The 22,157-nt window shown below is 40.4% G+C and carries 19 protein-coding genes; 13 read left to right on the top strand and 6 right to left on the bottom strand.

The features are described from left to right. The 7 genes from CRO56_RS19725 to CRO56_RS19695 all read left to right on the top strand — a co-directional run bounded on the left by CRO56_RS19725 (position 1) and on the right by CRO56_RS19695 (position 7,314). Complete coding sequence (locus CRO56_RS19725) at positions 1–1,173, top strand: UxaA family hydrolase (protein ID WP_097160346.1); 1,173 nt, start codon at positions 1–3, stop codon at positions 1,171–1,173. A 90-nt stretch (positions 1,174–1,263) separates the two neighbouring features. Next, a complete protein-coding gene (locus CRO56_RS19720) occupies positions 1,264–2,205 on the top strand; it encodes a hydroxyacid dehydrogenase (RefSeq protein ID WP_097160345.1) in 942 nt (313 codons plus the stop codon). Positions 2,206–2,295: 90 nt separating this feature from the next. Beyond that, a complete protein-coding gene (locus CRO56_RS19715) occupies positions 2,296–3,432 on the top strand; it encodes an Ldh family oxidoreductase (protein WP_245856019.1) in 1,137 nt (378 codons plus the stop codon). 3 nt (positions 3,433–3,435) lie between these two features. Further along, the gene (locus tag CRO56_RS19710) at positions 3,436–4,167 is read left to right on the top strand and encodes a FadR/GntR family transcriptional regulator (RefSeq protein ID WP_097160344.1); all 732 of its coding nucleotides are present in this window, start codon (positions 3,436–3,438) and stop codon (positions 4,165–4,167) included. A 53-nt stretch (positions 4,168–4,220) separates the two neighbouring features. Next, positions 4,221–5,192: a tripartite tricarboxylate transporter substrate binding protein gene (locus CRO56_RS19705; RefSeq protein WP_097160343.1), complete on the top strand. Its 972-nt coding sequence runs from the start codon at positions 4,221–4,223 to the stop codon at positions 5,190–5,192. Between the two features lie 117 nt (positions 5,193–5,309). After that, positions 5,310–6,827: a tripartite tricarboxylate transporter permease gene (locus CRO56_RS19700; RefSeq protein ID WP_097160342.1), complete on the top strand. Its 1,518-nt coding sequence runs from the start codon at positions 5,310–5,312 to the stop codon at positions 6,825–6,827. A gap of 16 nt (positions 6,828–6,843) precedes the next feature. Further along, entirely contained in the window at positions 6,844–7,314 is a 471-nt protein-coding gene (locus CRO56_RS19695; protein ID WP_097160341.1) for a tripartite tricarboxylate transporter TctB family protein, read from the top strand. A gap of 45 nt (positions 7,315–7,359) precedes the next feature. On the opposite strand, the gene CRO56_RS19690 is transcribed toward CRO56_RS19695, so the two are convergent. After that, positions 7,360–8,532, bottom strand: a complete 1,173-nt coding sequence (locus CRO56_RS19690) for a MalY/PatB family protein (protein ID WP_097160340.1) — start codon at positions 8,530–8,532, stop codon at positions 7,360–7,362. A 92-nt stretch (positions 8,533–8,624) separates the two neighbouring features. Here CRO56_RS19690 and CRO56_RS19685 point away from each other — a divergent pair, with 92 nt between their 5' ends. Continuing rightward, positions 8,625–8,876: a DUF1871 family protein gene (locus CRO56_RS19685; protein WP_097160339.1), complete on the top strand. Its 252-nt coding sequence runs from the start codon at positions 8,625–8,627 to the stop codon at positions 8,874–8,876. 206 nt (positions 8,877–9,082) lie between these two features. Here CRO56_RS19685 and CRO56_RS19680 read toward each other — a convergent pair whose 3' ends face one another. Beyond that, positions 9,083–9,922 carry an alpha/beta fold hydrolase gene (locus CRO56_RS19680; RefSeq protein ID WP_097160338.1) on the bottom strand — a complete coding sequence of 280 codons (840 nt, stop codon included), beginning with the start codon at positions 9,920–9,922 and terminating at the stop codon, positions 9,083–9,085. A gap of 285 nt (positions 9,923–10,207) precedes the next feature. Here CRO56_RS19680 and yugI point away from each other — a divergent pair, with 285 nt between their 5' ends. The 3 genes from yugI (at position 10,208) to abc-f (ending at position 13,830) form a co-directional block, all read left to right on the top strand. Further along, complete coding sequence (gene yugI / locus CRO56_RS19675) at positions 10,208–10,600, top strand: S1 domain-containing post-transcriptional regulator GSP13 (protein ID WP_097160337.1); 393 nt, start codon at positions 10,208–10,210, stop codon at positions 10,598–10,600. A gap of 124 nt (positions 10,601–10,724) precedes the next feature. Beyond that, a complete protein-coding gene (locus tag CRO56_RS19670) occupies positions 10,725–11,924 on the top strand; it encodes an ornithine--oxo-acid transaminase (protein ID WP_097160336.1) in 1,200 nt (399 codons plus the stop codon). Positions 11,925–12,264: 340 nt separating this feature from the next. Next, entirely contained in the window at positions 12,265–13,830 is a 1,566-nt protein-coding gene (gene abc-f, locus CRO56_RS19665; protein WP_097160335.1) for a ribosomal protection-like ABC-F family protein, read from the top strand. A gap of 87 nt (positions 13,831–13,917) precedes the next feature. On the opposite strand, the gene CRO56_RS19660 is transcribed toward abc-f, so the two are convergent. The 3 genes from CRO56_RS19660 to CRO56_RS19650 all read right to left on the bottom strand — a co-directional run bounded on the left by CRO56_RS19660 (position 13,918) and on the right by CRO56_RS19650 (position 15,726). Continuing rightward, positions 13,918–14,151 (bottom strand): DUF378 domain-containing protein, encoded by a 234-nt coding sequence (locus CRO56_RS19660; RefSeq protein WP_097160334.1) that lies wholly within the window; start codon positions 14,149–14,151, stop codon positions 13,918–13,920. A 92-nt stretch (positions 14,152–14,243) separates the two neighbouring features. Next, entirely contained in the window at positions 14,244–15,188 is a 945-nt protein-coding gene (locus tag CRO56_RS19655) for an alpha/beta hydrolase family protein (protein ID WP_245856017.1), read from the bottom strand. Continuing rightward, positions 15,175–15,726 (bottom strand): helix-turn-helix domain-containing protein, encoded by a 552-nt coding sequence (locus tag CRO56_RS19650; protein WP_179714373.1) that lies wholly within the window; start codon positions 15,724–15,726, stop codon positions 15,175–15,177. Before CRO56_RS19650 ends, CRO56_RS19655 begins: the two co-directional genes overlap by 14 nt. 155 nt (positions 15,727–15,881) lie before the next feature. Between CRO56_RS19650 and CRO56_RS19645 the strand changes: the two genes are divergently transcribed. Next, positions 15,882–17,045 carry an iron-containing alcohol dehydrogenase gene (locus CRO56_RS19645; protein WP_097160331.1) on the top strand — a complete coding sequence of 388 codons (1,164 nt, stop codon included), beginning with the start codon at positions 15,882–15,884 and terminating at the stop codon, positions 17,043–17,045. Between the two features lie 418 nt (positions 17,046–17,463). Here the strand turns inward: CRO56_RS19645 and CRO56_RS19640 are convergent, their stop codons facing one another. Continuing rightward, positions 17,464–20,250: an FIMAH domain-containing protein gene (locus tag CRO56_RS19640; protein WP_097160330.1), complete on the bottom strand. Its 2,787-nt coding sequence runs from the start codon at positions 20,248–20,250 to the stop codon at positions 17,464–17,466. A gap of 514 nt (positions 20,251–20,764) precedes the next feature. Here CRO56_RS19640 and CRO56_RS19635 point away from each other — a divergent pair. Continuing rightward, the gene (locus CRO56_RS19635; RefSeq protein ID WP_097160329.1) at positions 20,765–22,111 is read left to right on the top strand and encodes a glucose-6-phosphate isomerase; all 1,347 of its coding nucleotides are present in this window, start codon (positions 20,765–20,767) and stop codon (positions 22,109–22,111) included. Positions 22,112–22,157 lie beyond the last annotated feature (46 nt).

The raw sequence follows: 22,157 nt of genomic DNA, 5'->3' as shown, positions 1-22,157 counted from the left end.
ATGGATTACTTTTACGGTTATGTCCGTACGAATGATACAGTCGGTATTCGCAATACACTATTAATTCTTTCTGGAACGGTATATGCGAACTCAACAGCAGAAAGAGTCGCCAATACGATTGAAGGCGCCGTCGCAATTACTCATCCGCTGGGACGATGTCAGGTGCGGCCAGACTTAAGAAATACTTTTAATACCCTTGTTGCGACAGGGATGAACCCAAATGTAGGGGGAGTAGTCGTAATTGACCATTTCCGGGAAGAAGGATGTACAGCTGATGAAATTGCTCATCAAATTGCTAAAACAGGCAAGCCGGTTGAAGTGGTTAATATCCGTAAATCACACGGTGCGATAGAAGCTACAGCCGAAGCAACACGAAAAGCGATGCTCTTAAAGCGCAAACTGTCTACACAAGTGCGCGAAAAGGTAAGCGTTTCCAACCTCCTGTTCGGACTTAACTGCGGTACTTCAGATACGAGTTCAGGGATTGGCTCTAATATGGCACTGGGCGTATGTTCAGATCGAATTGTAAGCCAGGGAGGAAGATCGATCTTAGCAGAAACGATGGAGCTTATGGGTGCAGAAGGCTTCATCCGGGACCGTGCCGTTTCGAAAGAAGTCGGGGACAAAATCGTTGGGTATATTAACAGAATTGAGCGCCGTGCTTTAGAAAGCGGGGAAGACATTCGCGGTTCACAGCCAACAGGGGATAACATTCTCGGCGGTTTAAGTACGATTGAAGAAAAATCGCTTGGTGCTTATATGAAATCCGGAAAAGCTCCGATTATTGATGGGCTCGAATACGCTCAGCTTTGTACAAGAAAGGAACCAGGTGTCTATGTGATGGATACTCCTGGCCATGGCAGTGAATCCATTACGGGCATTGCGGCTGCAGGTGCGCAAATTCTTGTGTTCAGCACAGGCGGTGGTCATACGATTTCTCACCCGATTATGCCTACGATTAAAATTACCGGAAATGCAGAATCCTTCCAATTTATGCAGGATACTATGGAATTGGATTTAAGCGGAATATTTGATGATACCCTTACGATTGAAGAAGCAGGCAATCTTGTATATGACGAAGTTTTGGAAACTTGTAATGGTAAATTAACAAAGTCCGAAATCCTAAAGGAACAAACGGGCTTTGCTATCCATCGCGTAGGAATCAGTATTTAACAAGCAGGAGTAGAGGCTTCCGAAATAAAGTGGCTGCAGACCACTTTTGGCGGGGCCTCCTCCTTTCCACTGGTATTGGAGGAGGACTAAATGAAAATCTTAATTACCGAAATGATTTGGGAAAATGGCTTACACCTATTAAAACAGTTTGGTGACGTCGTCTATGATCCCCAGCTTTGGCAGAAGGACTTGCTTTTTGAAAAGATTCAAGATGCGGATGCACTCGTTGTACGGAATCAAACCAATGTCAATGAGGAACTGCTGGACCAAGCTCCTCAATTAAAGGTGATCGGAAGACTTGGGGTAGGGATGGATAATATTGATATTCCAGCAGCTAAGGCAAAAAATGTCAGAATTGTCTATGCAAAGAATGCCAATGCCACATCGGTTGCTGAATATGTGTTTGCTGCCATGTTTGATGCAAGCCGAAAACTTTTTCAAGCAAACAGTGATGTACATAAAGGTAACTGGAATCGAAAACAATTTACCGGATTTGAAATATCAGGAAAGACACTAGGTCTGATCGGATTGGGAGAGATTGCAAAGCGGGTTGCCAAACGGGCAAACAGTTTTGGTTTACATGTGGTAGGATATGATCCCTTTGTTTCTAAATTTGATTATGTCCTCAATGAACTTAATGTCCAGCCTGTCTCACTGAATGAATTACTGACCCAATCAGATTTTGTATCCATTCATGTTCCTCTGACGAATGAAACCAGGAATCTCCTGTCAATACAAAATCTTCAGCAAATGAAATCTACTGCTTTTATCATCAATACATCAAGAGGCGGCATCATTAATGAACAGGATTTGCTAGCAGCAGCCGAAAATCAAGTTATTAGTGGTGCGTATCTGGATGTCATCGAAACAGAGCCCATTCATCCTGAGAATCCATTACTTTCAAATGAAAAAATAGTGCTGACCCCTCATATTGCCGGTTTAACTGAGGAATCACAGCTCCGGACATCAGAGCTGGTCGCCGAAGAAGTCGGAAAAGTACTTGAAGGGAAACCCGTCCTTTGTTCAATCTGAAATCATTATACATTTTGCTATTGAAAAACGAATAAATGAGAATAAGGGCAAACTGGCTTAGAATACAGTTTCAAAAAAGGAGGGATCAGGTTGCCTATTTATCGGGCAGAGGACTTACAAATGTTTGCTCAAGAGGTATTTATTTCGATAGGTGTTTCTGAACCATATGCCAAAATAGCTGCAGACGCTTTAGTCAGGGCAAACCTGGAAGGGGTTGATAGTCACGGTATTAGCAGGATCTGTATCTATGCGAAAAGGATGATGGAAACAAAAACGATTAATGCAACACCGAACGTGAAGGTGGAGAAAAAAGGGACATCCGTTCTGTTGGTAGATGGGGATAACGGTCTCGGTCAAATTACGAGTTTTATAGCGATCCAAGAAGGAATTAAGCTCGCGAAAGAGACAGGGGTTGCTGCAGTAGGAGTTCGAAATAGTAATCATTTTGGGGCAGCCTCTTATTATTGTCAGCTTGCTTGTACCGAACAGGTCGCCTCCATGGTTTTTACTAACTCACCACCAGGCATTCCGCCATGGGGAGGCATAAAACCATTTTTTGGTACGAATCCAATTGCTTTCGGCTTCCCTGCAAGCAATGAAAAGCCCATCATTATTGATATGTCAACGAGTGTGGTAGCTAGAGGCAAAATTATTTTGGCTGCAAAACAAGGAGATTCTATCCCAAAAGGATGGGCAATTGATGAACAAGGATTTGATACAGAGGACCCATGCAAAGCATTGCAGGGAGCTGTTCTGCCAATGGGAGGAGCAAAAGGATTTGCCTTAGCATTAGCAGTTGAAATTTTTGCTGGTGTGATTTCTGGTGCTGTCTATGGTCCTCACGTCAGAAGCATTTATGAAGAAATAGAAGAAAAGGCTAATGTCGGTCACTTTTTTGTCCTCTTTGATATCGAGAAGTTTATGCCGATTAATCACTTCCAACAGATTATGACAGCCTTCTTAGAAGAGATGAAAAACGTACCGAAGCAGCCCAATGTTACTGACATTCTTTTTCCTGGAGAAAGAAGATACAGCGAATGGCAAAAACGAACTAAAGAGGGGATTTTTCTATCTAAAGCAGTAGACAATGAACTGCAATCGTTAGCTGAGAGAGTTGGAGTGGCATTCCCTCAGGCACTAGCCGCTGATTCTAGTAAATTTAAAACTATCAATCTAAACATGTCGATTAAAAAGGCTGCTTGCGAGAAACCGTTTGAAGAGGTGTGATCTGTGTATGAAAGTTTTAAGCTAAATCGAAAAGGAGTTTCTAGTATTGTATTGGATTATATCAAACAGCTGATTCACGAGGAGAAGTTTAAACAAGGGGAAAGACTTCCGGGTGAACGGCAAATGGCAGAACTGCTGGGAGTAAGCCGAAATTCCGTGAGAGAAGCATATAAGATGTTAGAGGCGATGGGTTACTTAACCAGTAAACATGGAGACGGGGTCTATGTTTCCAATAAAGAAGAACACTTGGGGAGACTTGCAACTTCTTTTTTTCTTGAAAAAGAGGACATATCGGACTTATATGCCATTCGAAAGGTATTAGAGGTCAACGGAATCACGTGGGTTATCCCGCGGATCACAGAAAAGGATTTGCGGGAATTATCTGCAATCGTAGATAACGCAAAAGGATTAATTAAAGAAAATGCAAGTATTGAACAGCTGTCTAACTTAGATCATAAGTTTCATTTAACTTTAGCTAGGCTTTCCGGAAATTCATTCTTATTTCGAATCATGATGAGCTTAATTGATTTGTTAGAGGAAATGAGGATTCAATCGATGAAGATTCCGGGAAGAGTGAGCCAATCAGTTCAAGAGCATCAAGAAATTGTGGATGCGTTAAAAACAAGGGATCCCGAGCTAGCAAAAGAAGCAATGCTGAATCATTTAGTTAGTGTAGAAAAATCACTAATCCATAATATGTCTCAAGAAGAGGCAGATTCATTTCCTGAAAAATGATAGCGCTTCCAAGACGGGTGATTTGAAAAAACATGAAAACGAGGAGGTAAAGTATGAAAAAAGTTTATGGTTTATTTTTATTCGTGGCTGGGTTATACCTATTAGCTGCCTGTTCGACCAATGCAGGGGGCTCAGAAGACGTTTCTGATTATCCTTCGAAGTCGATTACGTATAGCTTACCATTTGAACCAGGCGGTCAGTCAGATGTAGAGGCAAGGCGTCAGCAGCCCTACCTAGAAGAATATCTGGGTGAAAAAATTGTGATCCAATATAAGCCTGGCGGCGGTGGTGCAGTTGGATGGAGTGAATTAGCGAATAAGGATCCAGACGGTTATTTCTTATCTGGGATGAACATTCCTCACATTATCCTGCAGCCTCTATCCAATAAAGATACAGGCTACAAAACAGAAGATATTGTACCTGTTGTCATTATGCAAGCCACTCCGATTGGGATTGCGGTTTCGAAAGATAGTGAGATTAATACAGTGGAAGACCTTGTAAATAAAGCGAAAGAGAATCCAGGATCGATTACCGTTGCAGGATCTGGGACATACACAGGTCACCACATGGCATTCTTGGAATTTCAGGAATTAGCCGGAATTAAAATGCAGTATATACCATTTGATGGAGGTGCCCCATCCCTTCAAGCATTTCTAGGGAAAAATACAGAAGTTCTTCTTGGGAATTCTAATGACCTTGTTACTTATAAAGATGAAATGAAAATACTGGCAATTGGTTCAGAGGAAACTTTTGATCCTCTCCCTGATGTTCCCACATTTAAGGAATTAGGCTATGACATGACTGCAGGGATAGACCGCGGCGTAGCAGTTCCGCCGGGAACAGATCCTGAGATTATTAAAGTTCTTGAAAAGGCATTTTTGGACATTTTAGAAGAGCCTGGTGTGAAAGATCAAATGTATGAAGAAGGTTTTGAGCCAAAAACAATGGGTCACGAGGCTTCAAAGGAGTACATTCAAGAGAAAAAAGAACAGTATACCCGGATCCTTGAAGATATGGAAGGATAATAGAGTAGCGGCTCTCTAGGATAGCAGCTGGAGTCTGATCCTAACTAATATTCTGGGTCAGACCCCTTTTGAAAAACGGAACAGAATCCATTGCTGATAATATTAGGAGGTGTGAGAGTGTTTGATTTACTACCAGTGATATTCAGTTCATTGATAGATCCAATCAATATTTTGTTCATGTTTGCCGGTGTCATGGCAGGTATTATTGTAGGTGCATTACCGGGTTTGACAGCAACGATGGCGCTGGCATTGCTATTGCCCTTTACTTGGACGATGGAACCAGAGACCTCTCTTATTACATTAGGCGGTCTTTATATCGGCGGAATCTATGGCGGTTCTATATCGGCTATTTTGGTTAATACACCGGGCACACCGTCTGCGATTGCGACCACATTCGATGGTTACCAGTTAACCAAACAAGGAAAGGCGTCGTATGCCCTTGCAGCAGCGGCTGTAAGCTCAGGAATCGGCGGGGTTATTGGGGGATTTGCCCTTTTATTTCTCACACCTGTCCTAGCTAGTTTAGCATTAAAATTTGGACCCCCTGAATATTTTTGGGTGGCTATTCTAGGATTAACAATGATATCCACCCTCTCATCAGGGTCCATGCTGAAGGGGCTAATCGGCGGATGTATCGGACTCTTGCTTGGAACTATCGGGATATCACCGGTTGGAGGTGAATCCAGATATACTTTTGGATTCCCGGAACTTCAGGCAGGATTAGAAATGGTCGTCCTCTTAATTGCCTTTTTCTGTATCCCAGAAGTGATTTCGATGATCTCCAATAAAATCGAATCCCAGAAAACACTGAAAAAGGAAAAAGGAGTTGCAAAGACTATATTTTTTTACATAATTAAAAAGCCCATCTTTATCTTGCGTTCCTCTGTTATTGGAATCATCACAGGTATTATTCCAGGAGCGGGAGGAAATGTAGCAGCCCTGTTATCTTATGACGCGGCTGTACGGTTTTCAAAGGAGAAAGATTCGTTTGGTAAAGGAAATATCGATGGAGTCATGGCCGCGGAAACGTCCAACAATGCAGAAGTTGGAGGGTCTTTAGTACCTTTGCTTTCCCTTGGAATACCCGGTGCTGCACCTGCAGCTGTTATTTTGGGGGCATTAATGATGCAGGGGATTCAGCCTGGGCCAAATCTTATGCAAGAGCATTCAGGCCTTGTCTATACCTTTTTAGTCGCCTTTATCATAGCGAACGTCGTCATGTTATTTTTAGGTTTGTTTTCTTCAAGGTATATCGGAAAAGTCATTGCCCTTCCGACTTATATTTTAGCACCTTCGATTATATTCTTAACCGTTGTGGGTTCTTATGCGCTTAGAAATAACTTTTTCGATATTGCCTTAGTCGTTGGATTTGGAATTCTCGCTTACATTATGAAAAATGCTGGGTTTAATCCAGCTCCGATCGTGCTAGGGCTTATTTTAGGACCCATCGCTGAAACAGGGCTTACCCAATCGATGCTGCTAGCAAATGCAAAGGGAAGTACATTCGAATTGTTCTTCACCCGTCCGATTTCAGTGGTTTTAATCGTTTTATGTGTTCTTTCCCTATTAGGACCAATTATTAGCTCTATATTGAAGGCAAAGAGCGAAAAAAGTAACCCGGAGATTAGCGGATAAAAGGAGGTCTTTTTTAATGCAAGCAGGCCAAAGAGTTGTTCATGATGTTGTTTCTTCAGTTATCTTAATTATTATTGCGGTGATTGCCCTGTGGGAGACAAGAGGCCTGACGGAAATGAGTTATGTGTTTCCGCGAACAGTTGGTGCGATTTTACTGGTTTTAAGTATCGCTTACTTTATTCTAAGCTTAAAAAAGCGTGAAGAGAAAAAGCTGTTTCAAGATCTTGACGGGAAAAAAGTAATGGTTATGAGCTTAAGTATGATTGGTTATTGTATCTTAATCGGATTGGTCGGATTCTTTGCAGCGAGTTTACTGTACATTGGCTATATTAGCTGGTGGCTGCAAAAGGGGGAAGAGGAAAAGAGCAATAAGAGAAAACTCATCCATGCAAGTCTCGCTTCAGTTGTAGTGACCGTGTCCTTTTTTATCCTGTTTCAGTATATATTTTTGGTTCCCTTACCAATTGGAGTATTATTCGGAGGATAAAAATAAGGAGGGAAATGCACGAATGCTTTTCCCTCCTTATTTCTGTTAATGATACTTAGACAATGCCTTTTCGAGTCTTTCAAGCCCCTCGATTAATAAAGGACGCGGACAGGCAACATTCATCCGAACGTATCCCTCTCCGGAAGGACCATACTTCAGCCCGTTTTCTAAGGCGAGCTTGCCTTCATTTAAAAGGGCAGAGAACAGGGTTTCCTGATCAATTCCCAGTTCACGGCAATCTAACCAAAGTAAATAGGTAGCCTGGTGCTGTTTCATTTTAATCTTAGACAGGCGCCTTGACAAGAAATCTTTAACGGTTTCAATGTTTTCTTGAAGATAGATCAGTAATTCGTCTAACCAGGCTGCTCCATGGGTATAAGCCGCTTCCATTGCAACCATTCCAAAAAGATTGAGCCCATGAAATGCTTGGCTGTTTTGGAAGTTTTCGATTTTTTTACGCAAATTTCCGTCAGGCACAATCATGGCTGAAGCATGAAGTCCTGCTAAGTTAAACGTTTTAGTCGGAGAAATAAACGTAACGATATTTTTTTGAAAAGAAGGATCTAACGATGCTAATGGAATATGCTGGTTTACAGGCATGGTCAAATCACAATGAATTTCATCGGAAAGGATGATTACGTTGTATTTTTTGCAAAGATTAATCATTTGCTTGAGCTCATCACGTGTCCACACCCGTCCGCCTGGGTTATGAGGATGACAGAGTAAAAAGACTTTTACGCCTGCCTTTAACTTGTTTTCAAAATCGTCCCAATCGATTTGGTATTGCTCCACTTCATCTATTAAAGTAGAGTAAATAACTGAGCGGGAAGTGGCTTCTGTTATTCCGAAGAATGGCGGATAGATGGGAGAATGCATCAAGATTTTATCTCCTGCTTCAGTCAAAGCTTGAATCGATGCTGAAATCGATGCGACCACCCCAGGGCTAAAAAGAATCCACTCTTTTTTGACTTCCCAATGGTAACGTCTCATTTCCCAAGAACAAACGGCTTCTGCCAAAGAGTCAGGGGTTATTGTATAACCGAATACTGGATGGTTAACGCGATTACGTAATGCTTCTACGACTGCATCAGGTGCGGGAAAATCCATATCGGCCACCCACATAGGATGAAGGTTTGGCTTGCCAAAAACGTATTCAGCTCCATCCCATTTAGCAGCATTGGTCCCTTGCCGCGGATAGATCATATTAAAATCTGTCATGTTTAATCCCCTTTCCAATCAATCCTTCTTTCATTTATTTATTTTCATGATAAAATAATTGAGAGAAAAACGGAACTATTAGGTGGTAAAAAATGAGAGTAGAAGAAGCACATCAGCAAATGAGAAATTTAATTATAGAGTGGGACCCTTTTCAGTTTGGAGAATACGAAACGGAAATTGCCGATATCATCCAAGCCGTCCATAAACATAAGGATCCAAGCAAGTTAGGCAAAGAAATTCAAGTTATTTTTGAGCATTCCTTTGAAAAGTGGCTGCCTCTCAGGGAATGCCAGGAGATGGCGAGGAAGCTTTTATTTATAAAGGAGATTTCCAATTGCACATGAAGAATATAAAGAAAAAGGGTCAGACTAGGTGTCAGACCCTTTTTTTGTTGAATTATAGCTAGAAAGATTTGAATAGGACCTATGCTCCACAATTCAAAATTACGCTCTAAAATCGTGTTTCCCGCTCCTAAAAACAATTAACCTTACATCTTATATAAAAATTACCAACATTTGCATAACCTTTTTCAATGTCCACTCTAATTGTATTAAACTTCGGCCCGCTCTAACGAAGCAATAAAGCTTGCAATATGTTGATAAACTTCCTCAGGCTTTTCTTCGGGGACAAGATGCCCGGCGTCCTTTAAAACGATCAATTTAGAGTTAGGAAGATCCTGCTGCAGTCTTTTTCCTATATCAAGTGGCACAACTCGATCATGTTCCCCCCAAATCAAAAGACTAGGGGCCTTAATCGACCGTAGAATCTCTGGTGGCAGATCTCCTTCCCGGTCACGTATCATTCTTGTTAATGCTTTAAAAATATCATTATTTAAAAAAGGCTGCATATAACCATCGACCATTTCTTTATCAATCAATTTTGCATTATGCACTACTCGATTGAGGTTTTCTTTAACCCCAGACCTGGCTAAATGAAGCTTTACATAATGGTGAAAAAAAGGCAGGTAGCTTGAATACCTTAAGGAATTTTTCATTCGTTTTAAATAAGAAGAACTGGATAGGAGCACAGCTCCTTTAATGGCGGATGGTTTTAAATGAGAAATATTAAGAGCGATTTGGCCACCCATGGAGTGGCCAATAACAAACGTCTGCTGAATCCCTAAAAAATCTAGCAATTGGAGAACCGTTTTAGCCATATTGTTATATGAATAACGAAAAGTGGTTGTTTTTCCGCTTTTGCCGAATGGAGGAATATCCACTGATATAACCGTATACTTTTTTTTAAGCAGTGGAACGAGCTGTCTAAAACTAAAGCTAGACGATAAGAAACCATGAATTAAGAGGATGGTTTCGCTAGAATTATAATGCCGGTGATATTCATAGTAAAGTTCGGTTCCGTTTATTGGCTGAATCGCCCCTACTTCAGTCAAAGTTCATCCCCCTTTCCCAATCAATCCTTATTTTACCCAAGGACCTGTGAATAAAACAAAGAATGAGGGCAATAAAAAAACAGATAAGCAAGGAGCTTATCTGCCAAAAAGGGGGAATACTTAGAAAGCCTGTTATAAGTTTAACCAGCTTTGTCTGAATTATACGTGTATTTATATTTTATACCAATTTATCCCATTCCCCAGTTTTTTTGCCCGCGTTCCTATCGTATGGTATAATCTATAAATGCTTGTTAAAAGGATAAATAGTTAATTAGGAGTGTTACCATGGCAAATCAATATGAAGTAGGTTCAGTACACACTGGAAAGGTAACGGGAATTCAACCTTATGGTGCATTCGTTGCCCTTGACGACGAAACCCAAGGTCTTGTTCATATTTCTGAAATTACTCACGGGTTCGTTAAAGATGTGAATGAACATTTAAAAGTCGGAGACGAAGTACAGGTAAAAGTGTTATCTGTAGAGGAAAGCGGAAAGATTGCTCTTTCTATTAAAGCTACGCAAGAGGCTCCACAAAAACCTCAAACTGCTCGTAAACCGAAACCTGCCCGTCAAGTTCAGCCTAAGATTGAAGAAGCTCCAAGTGGTTTTAATACACTAAAGGATAAATTAACAGAGTGGATTGAACAATCTAAAAGAGAAGATTTAATTAAAAAATAAGCCGTGTGGGGCTTATTTTTTTTGCCTAATTTTCTTGCATATGCTTGAATAAATAATCCTACTTCAAATAAAAAGTCTTTTTCATGTACAATAGAGGAAGAGTTAATAATAGGAGGGACTTGTTATGGCGATACAGACTAAATCAGAAAGTCTCATAGAAGTAACCGAAAAGTACGGTGCAAAAAACTATAATCCGCTGCCAATCGTAGTTTCTAAAGCAGAGGGAATATGGGTAGAAGACCCTGAAGGAAACCGTTATATGGATATGTTAAGTGCCTATTCCGCAGTTAATCAGGGGCACCGCCATCCAAAAATTATTGAAGCATTAAAAAACCAGGCTGATCGTGTTACATTAACATCACGTGCGTTTCATAATGATCAATTAGGCCCTTGGTTAGAGAAAGTGTGCAGATTGACTGAAAAGGAAATGGCGCTCCCAATGAATACGGGAGCAGAAGCAGTGGAAACTGCAATTAAAGCTGCAAGAAGATGGGCGTATGACGTAAAGGGAGTCGAAGAAAATAAGGCTGAGATTATCGGTTGTGAAGGGAATTTCCACGGTCGGACTATGACAGCGGTTTCGCTTTCCTCTGAAGCGGAATATAAGCGCGGCTTTGGTCCAATGCTGCCTGGAATTAAGCTTGTCCCTTATGGAGACATTGCTGAACTTGAAGCAGCAATTACTCCAAACACGGCAGCATTTATTATCGAACCAATCCAAGGGGAAGCGGGAATTGTGATTCCGCCTCCAGGTTTCTTGAAAAAAGCTTATGAGCTTTGCAAGCAGCATAATGTTTTATTTATTGCGGATGAAATTCAAGCAGGGTTAGGTCGTTCAGGTAAAATGTTCGCTTGTGAATGGGAAGATCTAGTGCCTGATATGTACATTTTAGGAAAAGCATTAGGCGGAGGTGTATTCCCAATCTCTTGTGTGGCAGCAAACAAAGATATTCTAGGAGTGTTCAATCCAGGTTCACATGGATCTACCTTTGGCGGTAACCCGATGGCTTGTGCCGTATCAATCGCATCATTGGAAGTAATAGAGGAAGAAAAATTACATGAAAACTCTCATGAGCTAGGCGAATATTTCTTAGAGAAACTTAAAAAGATTGCCAATCCAATGATTAAAGAAGTAAGAGGAAGAGGATTATTTATTGGGGTTGAACTGAACCAGGCCGCACGTCCTTACTGTGAAGCCCTAAAAGAAGAAGGACTTTTATGTAAAGAAACTCATGATAACGTAATTCGTTTTGCTCCTCCACTTGTTATTACAAAAGAGGAATTAAACTGGGCGATTGAACGAATTGAAAAGGTTTTATCATAACCAGTTGCTATATACAAATATATGGAATACAATGGGTGTATCTTAAGAGTGAAAGGGTGACGAAGAGAGCAATGTGGCTATAATCCTATCTAGTTTAAAACGAGTTATCAACAATATGATTTTTTCTCGTTCCAGATAGGATCAGTCTGTCTATTTTTGGCTCTCCGTCAACTAAGTATAAAGTGCCGCTAAGTTCATTAAGAGTTTTCCTGTAAAATAAGAGGGAAGCTCATGGTTTATTTTTACTTAGCTTTCCTGTCATTTCTTTGATTAGGAATAGGCATGCCACCATACTTTTTGCGGATAACCTCTCTGGAACGAGTTTCAGGGAGGTTTTTTAATGTTATTTTTACAGGCTCATCAGCTAAAATGCATGATTAAGGATCGCATTATTTTTGATATTCCTGAATTAAAACTCTATAAAGGAGATCGAATTGGCCTAGTTGGGAAAAATGGGGTTGGGAAATCGCTTCTCTTTAAAGGATTAATCGGAGAATTCGAGGTTGATGCTGTCATCAGCTGGTATGGGAGTTTTACTTATGTGAAGCAGCTAGATTCTGAATATGCGAATTCAAGTTTAAGCGGCGGCGAGCAAACACTAAAGCGGCTGGAAGAAGCTTTTGCGGCTGAAGCGGACATTTTACTATTAGATGAACCAACTAACCACTTGGACTGGAAACGAATCGAAGACTTAGAAAACAGACTGATGACTTTTAAAGGAGCATTTGTAATCGTATCACATGACCGGTCCCTTTTAGATAAGGTTTGTACCGAAATTTGGGAAATTGCGGATGGAAGGCTGACTAGTTATAAGGGAAATTACTCCTTTTATGAGGAAGAAAAAAAGCGGCAATGGGAATTGCAGAATGAAGCGTATGAAAAATATGAAAAAGAGAAGCAGAGGCTCTTAAAAAGGTATCGTGATAAGCAAGAACAGGCGAAAGGCATGACCAAACCCCCTTCAAGAATGGGAAACTCGGAATGGCAGCTTTATAAAAATAAAGCATCTGCAAAGAAAGGGAAAATAGAACGGGTTGCAAAAGTTGTAAAAGAAAGATTAGACCGGCTAGAAGAAGTTAAAAAACCTGTAGAACCAGATAAAATTATTCTGGAATATCTCTCGTTTACAGAAATCCATCGGTCCCATCTAATCATGACACCGGAGCTTTCAAAAAGCTTTTCTCAGAAAAAATTGTACACCACCCCAAGATTGACTGTGACGAAAGGTTCGAAGACAGCAATTATAGGGCCGAATGGATGCGGAAAAACCACCTTGCTAAAGCAAATATTTTCAAATGATGGAGTGGAACTCGCCCAAAATCTAAAGATTGGATTTTTTGAACAGCAGCTTGAGCATTTACCCACAGAACAAACAGTACTGGATTATCTTTCTCATGAGAGTACCATGTCACAGACCATGATACGGACGGTGCTGGGGCGTCTTCGATTAAAGGAAGATGATGTAAAGAAAAAAATGAAAGCTTTAAGTGGCGGTGAGCGGGTAAAAGCGGCTTTTGCTAAGTTAGTCACGACTGACTATAATCTGCTGGTTTTAGACGAACCCACCAATCATCTTGATATTGACGCCATCGAGGCGGTCGAGGATTTATTGCTCGCATATCCAGGTACTGTTTTATTTACGTCCCATGATCGCAGGTTTGTGGATCAGGTTGCCGACCATCTTTGGATTTTTCATAATGAGACGGTTGAACCTTTTACAGGCACGATACTCGAATGGAATCAGCGGAAAAACCAAGTAGAGGAGAAGAACCCTGAAGAAAAGCTGCTGCTTGAAACCAGATTAACAGAATTAATCAGCAGGTTAAGTATGCCGAGTCCAAAGGATGATGTAGCAACCTTAGATCGCGAGTATCAGCAAATCTTAGAGAAACTAAAATTGATGTAAAAATAAAGAAGGGCTGCCTCTATTTCACAACAGGGGCAGCCCTTTTTGTCACCAGTAACAATTAATTGTTATTTTTTTATAAATAACTTATCGGGTAGGTCTTGCTTCGGGTTCTCGTTCGAGCTCTTCATTCGGTTTAAACAATAACCCTAGGTTGATCAGACCTGCAATACCTACTAAGCCATAAATGATTCGAGAAAGTGCACTATCTTGACCACCGAATATGCTTGCGACAAGGTCAAATTGAAAAAATCCAATGAGACCCCAATTGATAGCACCAATAATAGTAAGAACAAGTGCAATACGTTGAATAGCGCTCATGATGTCTCCTCCTTATATGACTGGATGGTTTCTTTTTTAGAATGAGCAAATACATTTAAAATATACATATCGGCTATTTTTTAGCGGCAGAATCAATGGTTGATGCGTTTTTTTAACCAAGGATCAATCTTTTGGAATAGCTCCGGACAGATTGGCTGATTCAGTTGGGTTTTATATTCTTTTATCAAACGCAGTATCGTGTGAGTCCCTTGGTATTTTCTAAGAATATGATTCATACCGGGTATTATATGCGATTCAGCCTCACCTATTACCATTTCAGCAATTCGATGTGCGTGTTCAGGAGGGACTTGAATATCCTTTTCACCGGTAATGGCTAAAACGGGACAAGTCGTTTCTGATAAATATTCGCAGACATTATATCCCATTTGTTCTCTCATCCACTTTGCTGGAATTTTAGCCCCTTTGATCCTCATTACAGTTTGATTAGACTCCATAATTTTTTTCATAATCGCTTTGTTTTGTTTCCTTGCTTTTTCTGTTACTTTTAAAATCCTAAAAAGCCAGCCTTTAAAGCCTTTTGTCTGCTCTATTTCATACAGTGCCATCTCCGTTTGTCTCGGGAATAATTGTTCAGATGGTTCTGCAGCCCCTGCGAGTAATATCAGCCCGGCAACAGGTATTTGATGGTGAACAGCTGGAGCCAGTAATGCCCCCTCACTATGACCGAGGATAAAAATTTTATCTTTATCTACTTCAGGACGTTCTTGTAAAAATCGAATACAGTCTGCTGCATCATTAATTAAATCGCAGACTCCCGTTTCATGAAAATTACCGCCGCTTTGATGGGTTCCCCGTTTGTCATATCGTAATGTAATCAACCCTCGTGATGTAAAATATTCAGCAAGGTCCTTGTAAAGATTCATTTTCATTCTCTTCATATTACCGTCACGGTCGGAATTTCCCGTTCCTGGAATAATCAGAATTGCTGGAGCAGGCTGCTCAGCATCCTTTGGATAGGTTAGAGTTCCGCTCAAGGGATAGTCTGCTTGAATCGTTATTGCCTCAATTTTTGTCAAAATCATTCTCCTCTTCAACGACCGGCATCATAATAGTAGAAATCAACCTTTTTTTCCTATCTGATCTCGGTGTGTTTGTTATATATTTTTGAAAAACGTGTTTTAGATCCTCGATGAATTCGTGGAACTCACTGTCACTTAAAAATAAAACACCTTGCCGATATCCCACGCCATCTCGTTCAAAATCAATATCATCCTGGTCTAAATACCTTTCAAAGTCTCGCATTAATTGTGCCGTAAAAATCATAAATAATTGCAGATGATCCTCTTTATTAAGTCCTAGGAGGTCATCCTTCGTTAAATGAACAGCAGCCAAATTTAATGAATACACCTTTTCGATTGTGCCGCGGATTTGATTTTCCTCAATTATTTTTAGAACATCAGTTTTTACAAGCGTATCTATATGGCGATACAAAGTTGCCTGCGGAATATCGTTTAGTTTTAATGCAAGATCTTTAGCAGTACGGTTCTGTCCGTCGAGAAATTGCTGAATAATTTTATAGCGAACAGGATGAAGAATGGCATCAATTTTTTTCAATTTAACCTCTTCCTTATCAATTATTATCAATTAATATTATATTATCATTTTCGATAATAAAAACACAAGCAGAAGTTTTTCGGGAAATCAGAGGTTACATTTTTTGCATTTCAATATACCCTATCGCATAATAAAAATTAAAGGAGGCGGAAAAGATGCAAAATTTTACATATTACAATCCAACCAAATTAATTTTCGGTAAGGACACCTTAGCCGAACTTAAAAATGAGATACCGCAATACGGAAAAAAGGTATTACTTGTTTATGGGGGCGGCAGCATTAAGCGAAATGGGATTTACGACAGAACGATGGCAACACTTAAAGAAATTGGGGCTGAAGTTTTGGAGCTTTCAGGTGTCGAGCCAAATCCAAGAATTTCTACGGTCCGAAAAGGGGTAGAAATTTGTAAACAAGCAGGAATAGAAGTTCTTTTAGCAGTCGGCGGAGGAAGTGTCATTGATTGCACGAAGGCCATCGCTGCCGGTGCCCTATATGATGGAGATCCATGGGACTTTGTTATCAAGAAAGCAATTCCCGAGAAAGCTCTTCCGTTTGGAACTGTTTTAACTCTGGCAGCGACTGGCTCTGAGATGAATTCAGGCTCCGTTATTACGAACTGGGAAACCCATGAAAAGTACGGATGGGGGAGCCCGTTGACATTCCCTAAATTTTCAATTCTCGATCCGGCGCATACAATAACGGTTCCTAAAAATCAAACGATTTACGGCATTGTTGACATGATGTCACACGTGCTAGAGTCGTATTTCCATAACGTAACGAACACGCCATTACAAGACAGAATGTGTGAATCAGTGCTTCTAACGGTTATTGAAGCAGCGCCAAAGCTTGTCAATGACTTAGAAAACTACGAGCTTCGAGAAACGATTCTTTTGAATGGAACAATTGCTTTAAACGGAAGTCTACAAATGGGGTATCGCGGAGACTGGGCGACCCACAATATCGAGCATGCAGTTTCTGCTGTTTATGACATACCGCATGCAGGGGGCTTAGCGATTCTATTCCCAAATTGGATCAAACATACCCTTGCCACAAACCCTTCGCGAATGAAGCAGCTGGCAGTTAGATTGTTCGGTGTTGACCCACAAGGAAAATCCGATGAAGAAGTGGCTCTTGAAGGAATTGGAGCCTTACGTTCCTTCTGGAGTTCGATTGGAGCCCCAAGCCGTCTGGCCGATTATGAGATTGATGATTCCAGGTTAGAAGAAATTGCAGACAAAGCGATTGCCCGCGGTGAATTTGGAAACTTCCAGAAACTAAAGAAAGAGGACGTTTTAAGGATTTTGCAGGCTTCGTTGTAAAAAAGTAAAAAAGAGTAAACGGTGATCCGCTTACTCAGATTGTCGAGAGAGGGTATTTTTCTCGGCAATTTTTTATTTTGTCTAAATCTAAATGACCGATTTTTTTATTAATTGATTGTGTCTGCTAACGGGCCTGTTGATTTCCGCTCCGGGCACTCGCTTTCCGCGGGGAGGTCTGAGAGCCTCCTCGGCGCTTTGGCGCCTGCGGGGTCTCCCGTGACCTCTCTATCCCATTTTCCACTGCTACAATATAGATTTTAATAAGGCAGTGGAAATGAGTCGAGTGCCCTCCGCTCCAATCAACAGGGAGGCAAATCAACAAACCTGTTGAAGGCCTTTTATTATAGTGAAATAAAAGGTTATCGAAAATTTTTCGACTGCCTGAGTAAACGGTGATCTGTTTACTCTTTCTTTTTTACTAGATAGGCTTCTCAAGACTTATATCATCGTAGTAAACTGTACCGGTTTGATAACTGGTTATATAGGCATAGATGCGCGCGTATTTAGCATTTTCAGGAGCGGTTCCTTTTATTTGAACCTCTTCCCATTGCCCTAGCATAACCTTAAACGGCAGCGAATGCTCTGATAATTGGCTGTAATTTTCATCATAAAACCTGAGCATTAAACTCCCTTCTCCTTCTTCTACAAATACATGAGCAGAAGCCGTATATTCTGCGCCAGCTTCGATTACAGTTGCATCACTTACAACTGCAACGGATGCATTTCTCACCTTATCTGTAATTTTTAAACTATAATCACCAGTTAAGCTTTGTTGATTGGTAACTTCTTTATAATAGTTATCTGTTTCATTAAAAATTGAAGTCCAGCCTGGAATATGTTCATTTGCAACCGGCTCTTCAAAACTAGGATTCGTCAGTGGTAAAACCTGCATTGGAGGTTCACCCTCAGCAGTTAAAATTTCGATAAGGTTTTCCGCTTTTGAATTTAATATTTGTTTGGCCCTTTCTGATATAAACTGTGCCATATCCTCGTGGTTTAAATGTTTTACAAAGTCATGCATTTGTCTGACCGCCTGTTCCCTTTTGCCATCCTTTAGATGATGTTCAGTTTGATTTAATTTATTTAGAAGCTGAGTCGCAAGAGGCTGCCCGATTTCATTTGATTTTTGATAGGATTCAATTAGGGAAAGCATTAATGTAAAACTGGTCACCTCAATTTTGTAAAGAAAGGTTCGATTTGAACCAAGTGCATAATAGATATCTCCGTCGTCACCAAAAGTAAATGAATATACAAATTGAGTAATCTTTTTGCTTTCGAGTGTTTGCGGGTTAATAGATGTCAGGTTTTCATCAAAATTTGCATAGAGTATCCCGTTTGACCATTTTAGATTCACGGTTTGCCAAGGGCTGTAATACAACGTTCCATCTGGATATATTTTTTTACACTTAACAACTTCTAATGTATCGGGGTTCATCGCAAAAATCATATTATTAGCAGCACCCCACAACAATCCATCTGGCCCAAACGATAAATCACCGATTGTTTGCGGCTTTTCTAGTCCCGGAATTTCAAGAGTGACTTCATTAACCTTTTGTTCATTTATTACATCCCAAACAAAAATTTTAGCCTCTCCTGCAGTCGGGTCAACGCCAAGTCCGCCATTGATTGTCGTGGAGCCAAAAACCAAACCGTCTTTATAGGCAAGGCTGACTACACTTTGATCTTCTACTACATTCCGGTATACCATATACTTTTCCCCTTCGGCTTTTGGGTCGTAAATAGTTAATGCGCCGCCAAGTTCACCATAGAATGGTACACTGCCTATAAAGGCTTTTCCATCAGCCGTGTGAATATTGACAACCCTGTTTTGTTCCTCACCTAAAACGAACAAATCCTTAGGGTTTGTGCTAGAAGGTTCTTGAGTCGTATCAAATTCGACCACTTTTCCATCTGGATAAACCCCAATCAGCATTTTGTCGCCAAGAGCACTCATACTGTCTCCCTGACCGAGTGCAAATGATTTCGTTGAAGAATCATCAGGATTGTAAATTGCTCCTAAAGAAGTCTGATCCCCGCTAATATATAAATTTCCGTCAGGTCCTTTTTCAACCTGACTAATAGTAGCAGCTGTGCCTTTAACAACTGAAGGGAGACCAATCACTTTTTTTGTCTCGATATTAAAAATATAGACTGAACCGCTGAAATTAATGGTAACCAAACTCTTCCCTGGAAGTTCAGGATCATTGAATTCAACCCAATCGGCTCCTCTTAATCCACTATGATATCTCATACCCGTATCGTGAATTTCCAAAGTTTCGAGGTTAAAATATTTGAATTGATTCCCATCCATATAATAAACATTGCCATTAAGTGATTCTTCTTCTACATGTAATCCTCTAACGTTAGGGATCACTGTATCCAGCCATTGCTCACTGACTGTATCGTATATATAACCGTTAGAGGAAAGCTCATAGCGGGCAAATAAATAGCGATTATCTATTTGGTCTAAATCGTATACATGGCCAGGTTCACCTAATGAAGCAGCAATATCAGTTTTTTCACCTGTTTCGATATTATATTTTATGATTTTACTGTGACCTGTACCTGCATAAATGTTTCCGTCTACATAGGCTATCGATCGAATATACTCCTGTGTAATCCCAGGATTCATTTGGCCATAGTCTGTTACTTCCTGTGTTTCCGGATTATATTGGAAAACCTTGCCGCCTGGATAGGTTCCAACATATACATTTCCTTCAGGATCAGAGGTGATAGAAAAAGGGTTGCTTTCTCCCTGGAACGCAGCAACAATAGAGGCTTGCTTTGTGTCTGGAGAATACCTCCATAGTTTTGCTCCTCCCCCGATCGTTGCTATATATAGATCTCCGTCTACAGTAACCTTATGTGCCCATGTGTTCTCTGTACCCACTAAATCAATGACACGTAATAATTTATAGTCATCAAGATCAACAACGTTTAATTTGGCAGGGGTTCCTCTCGTCGTTGTATACATGACATGATGTCCGTCTTCGATTCCGACAGCCCCGTTAAAAATACTGACTGCGGAGTCTAATGGAGTTAATAATGGTTGTGGCTCCCCGTAGTATGTATTTGTTAGCAATTCAGTCATTTGTATTGAGCCACTATGTTTAGATGTGGCTGCAGTTGGAATTCCAGCTGAAAACAGTAAAGCAAAACATGTTACTAATATGGCCAGTTTAGCCGAAAAATGTTTCTTCTTCATATAATTCCTCCTCACTATTTTTAATAAATGATAGTGGCAATAAATATTCAGAATAATTCTAAAATTTGCGTTTAGTAAAAGACAAGTCTATTAACTGTCTTTAATTAGTGCGGTTGAAAAGCAGGAAATTAGAAGGAAATGAGAGGACAGTAGGGGGTCTGATTAGTAGGAAGAAGGTCTTATTAGAAGAAGATGACGTAGGAATGCGATAATTTGATGAGCGCTCCAAGCAGAAGAGATCCGCTTTAATCATACGTTTAATGCTCGAAAAGAGGGTAGCTTGCTCGAATAACTAAGATTTCGCTCAAAAGAAGGAAAGGTTTGCTCCAAGAATGGAAGTTCTCGCTCCAAAAAGAAAGTAGCCGCTCCATCTAGGCAAGTATCCGCTCGAAAAAAAATAAAATTGCTCCATAAAATTCAAATTTGCTCAAAAAAATCCCCCATACTTGATTCTGATTTCACCTTTCTGTAAAGTGATAATGACCGAATACTTAAGAGTAATGGAGGGGCCTTTATGACACATATTCGTTTTGATTATTCGAAGGCACTTGCTTTCTTTGGCGAGCACGAGATTACATACTTACAGGATGCTGTAACAGCGGCGCACAACGCTTTACATGACAAAACAGGGGCTGGCAGTGACTTTTTAGGATGGATTGACCTGCCGGAAAACTATGATAAAGATGAATTTAGCCGAATTCAAAAAGCGGCAGAAAAAATCAAAGGGGACTCAGATGTCCTTCTCGTTATTGGAATTGGCGGTTCATATCTGGGTGCACGTGCGGCAATCGAGATGTTAAATCATTCTTTCTATAATGTGTTATCAAAAGAGGAAAGAAAAACACCACAGGTGATCTTTTTAGGAAATAACATCAGCTCTACTTATTTAAAAGACGTAATGGATCTTCTGCGGAACAAGGATTTCTCTATTAACGTTATTTCAAAGTCCGGGACTACGACTGAACCGGCCATTGCTTTCCGGATTTTTAGAAAATTATTAATTGAAAAATACGGGAAACAGGAAGCAGCGAAAAGAATATATGCGACAACTGACAAGGCTAAAGGGGCACTTAAAACAGTCGCAGATGAAAATGGATATGAAACATTTGTGATCCCTGATGATGTGGGAGGCCGATATTCTGTATTAACTGCAGTCGGGTTATTACCGATCGCAGTGAGTGGTGCTAATATTGGAGAAATGATGAGAGGAGCTCGTCAGGCTCAGGACGATTATGGCAAGAGTGAGCTTAAAGAAAATCAGGCTTATCAATATGCAGCAGTACGTAATATCCTTTATAACAAGGGAAAAACGGTTGAGTTATTAATCAACTATGAACCGGGTCTTCAATATTTTTCAGAATGGTGGAAGCAGCTGTTTGGCGAGAGTGAAGGAAAGGATCAAAAAGGAATTTATCCTTCCTCCGCCAATTTCTCAACCGACCTGCATTCATTAGGCCAATATATTCAAGAGGGCAGAAGAGATCTATTTGAAACCGTCATAAATGTAACAACGCCAAGACATGAACTCACCATTGAAGCGGAAGAAAATGATCTCGATGGATTGAATTACTTGGCTGGAAAAACCGTCGATTTTGTCAACAAAAAGGCGTTTCAAGGAACACTATTGGCCCATACAGATGGGGGAGTCCCGAACTTAGTTGTAGATATTCCAAAAATGGATGAGTATACATTTGGCTACTTAGTTTATTTCTTTGAAAAAGCCTGTGCAATGAGCGGCTACTTATTGGCAGTTAATCCGTTCGACCAGCCAGGTGTTGAAGCCTACAAGAAAAATATGTTTGCACTCTTAGGCAAGCCAGGCTTCGAAGAAGAAAAGAAAAAATTAGAAGAACGTTTATGAAACAGGGGGACGGTTCTTCTGTTTTATCCATACTTCTGAACCGCAA

Source organism: Bacillus oleivorans (assembly GCF_900207585.1).
Taxonomy (GTDB): Bacteria; Bacillota; Bacilli; order Bacillales; family JC228; genus Bacillus_BF; species Bacillus_BF oleivorans.
The sequence above is the reverse complement of the archived record's forward strand: the minus strand, read 5'-3'. Positions and strand labels throughout refer to the sequence as shown.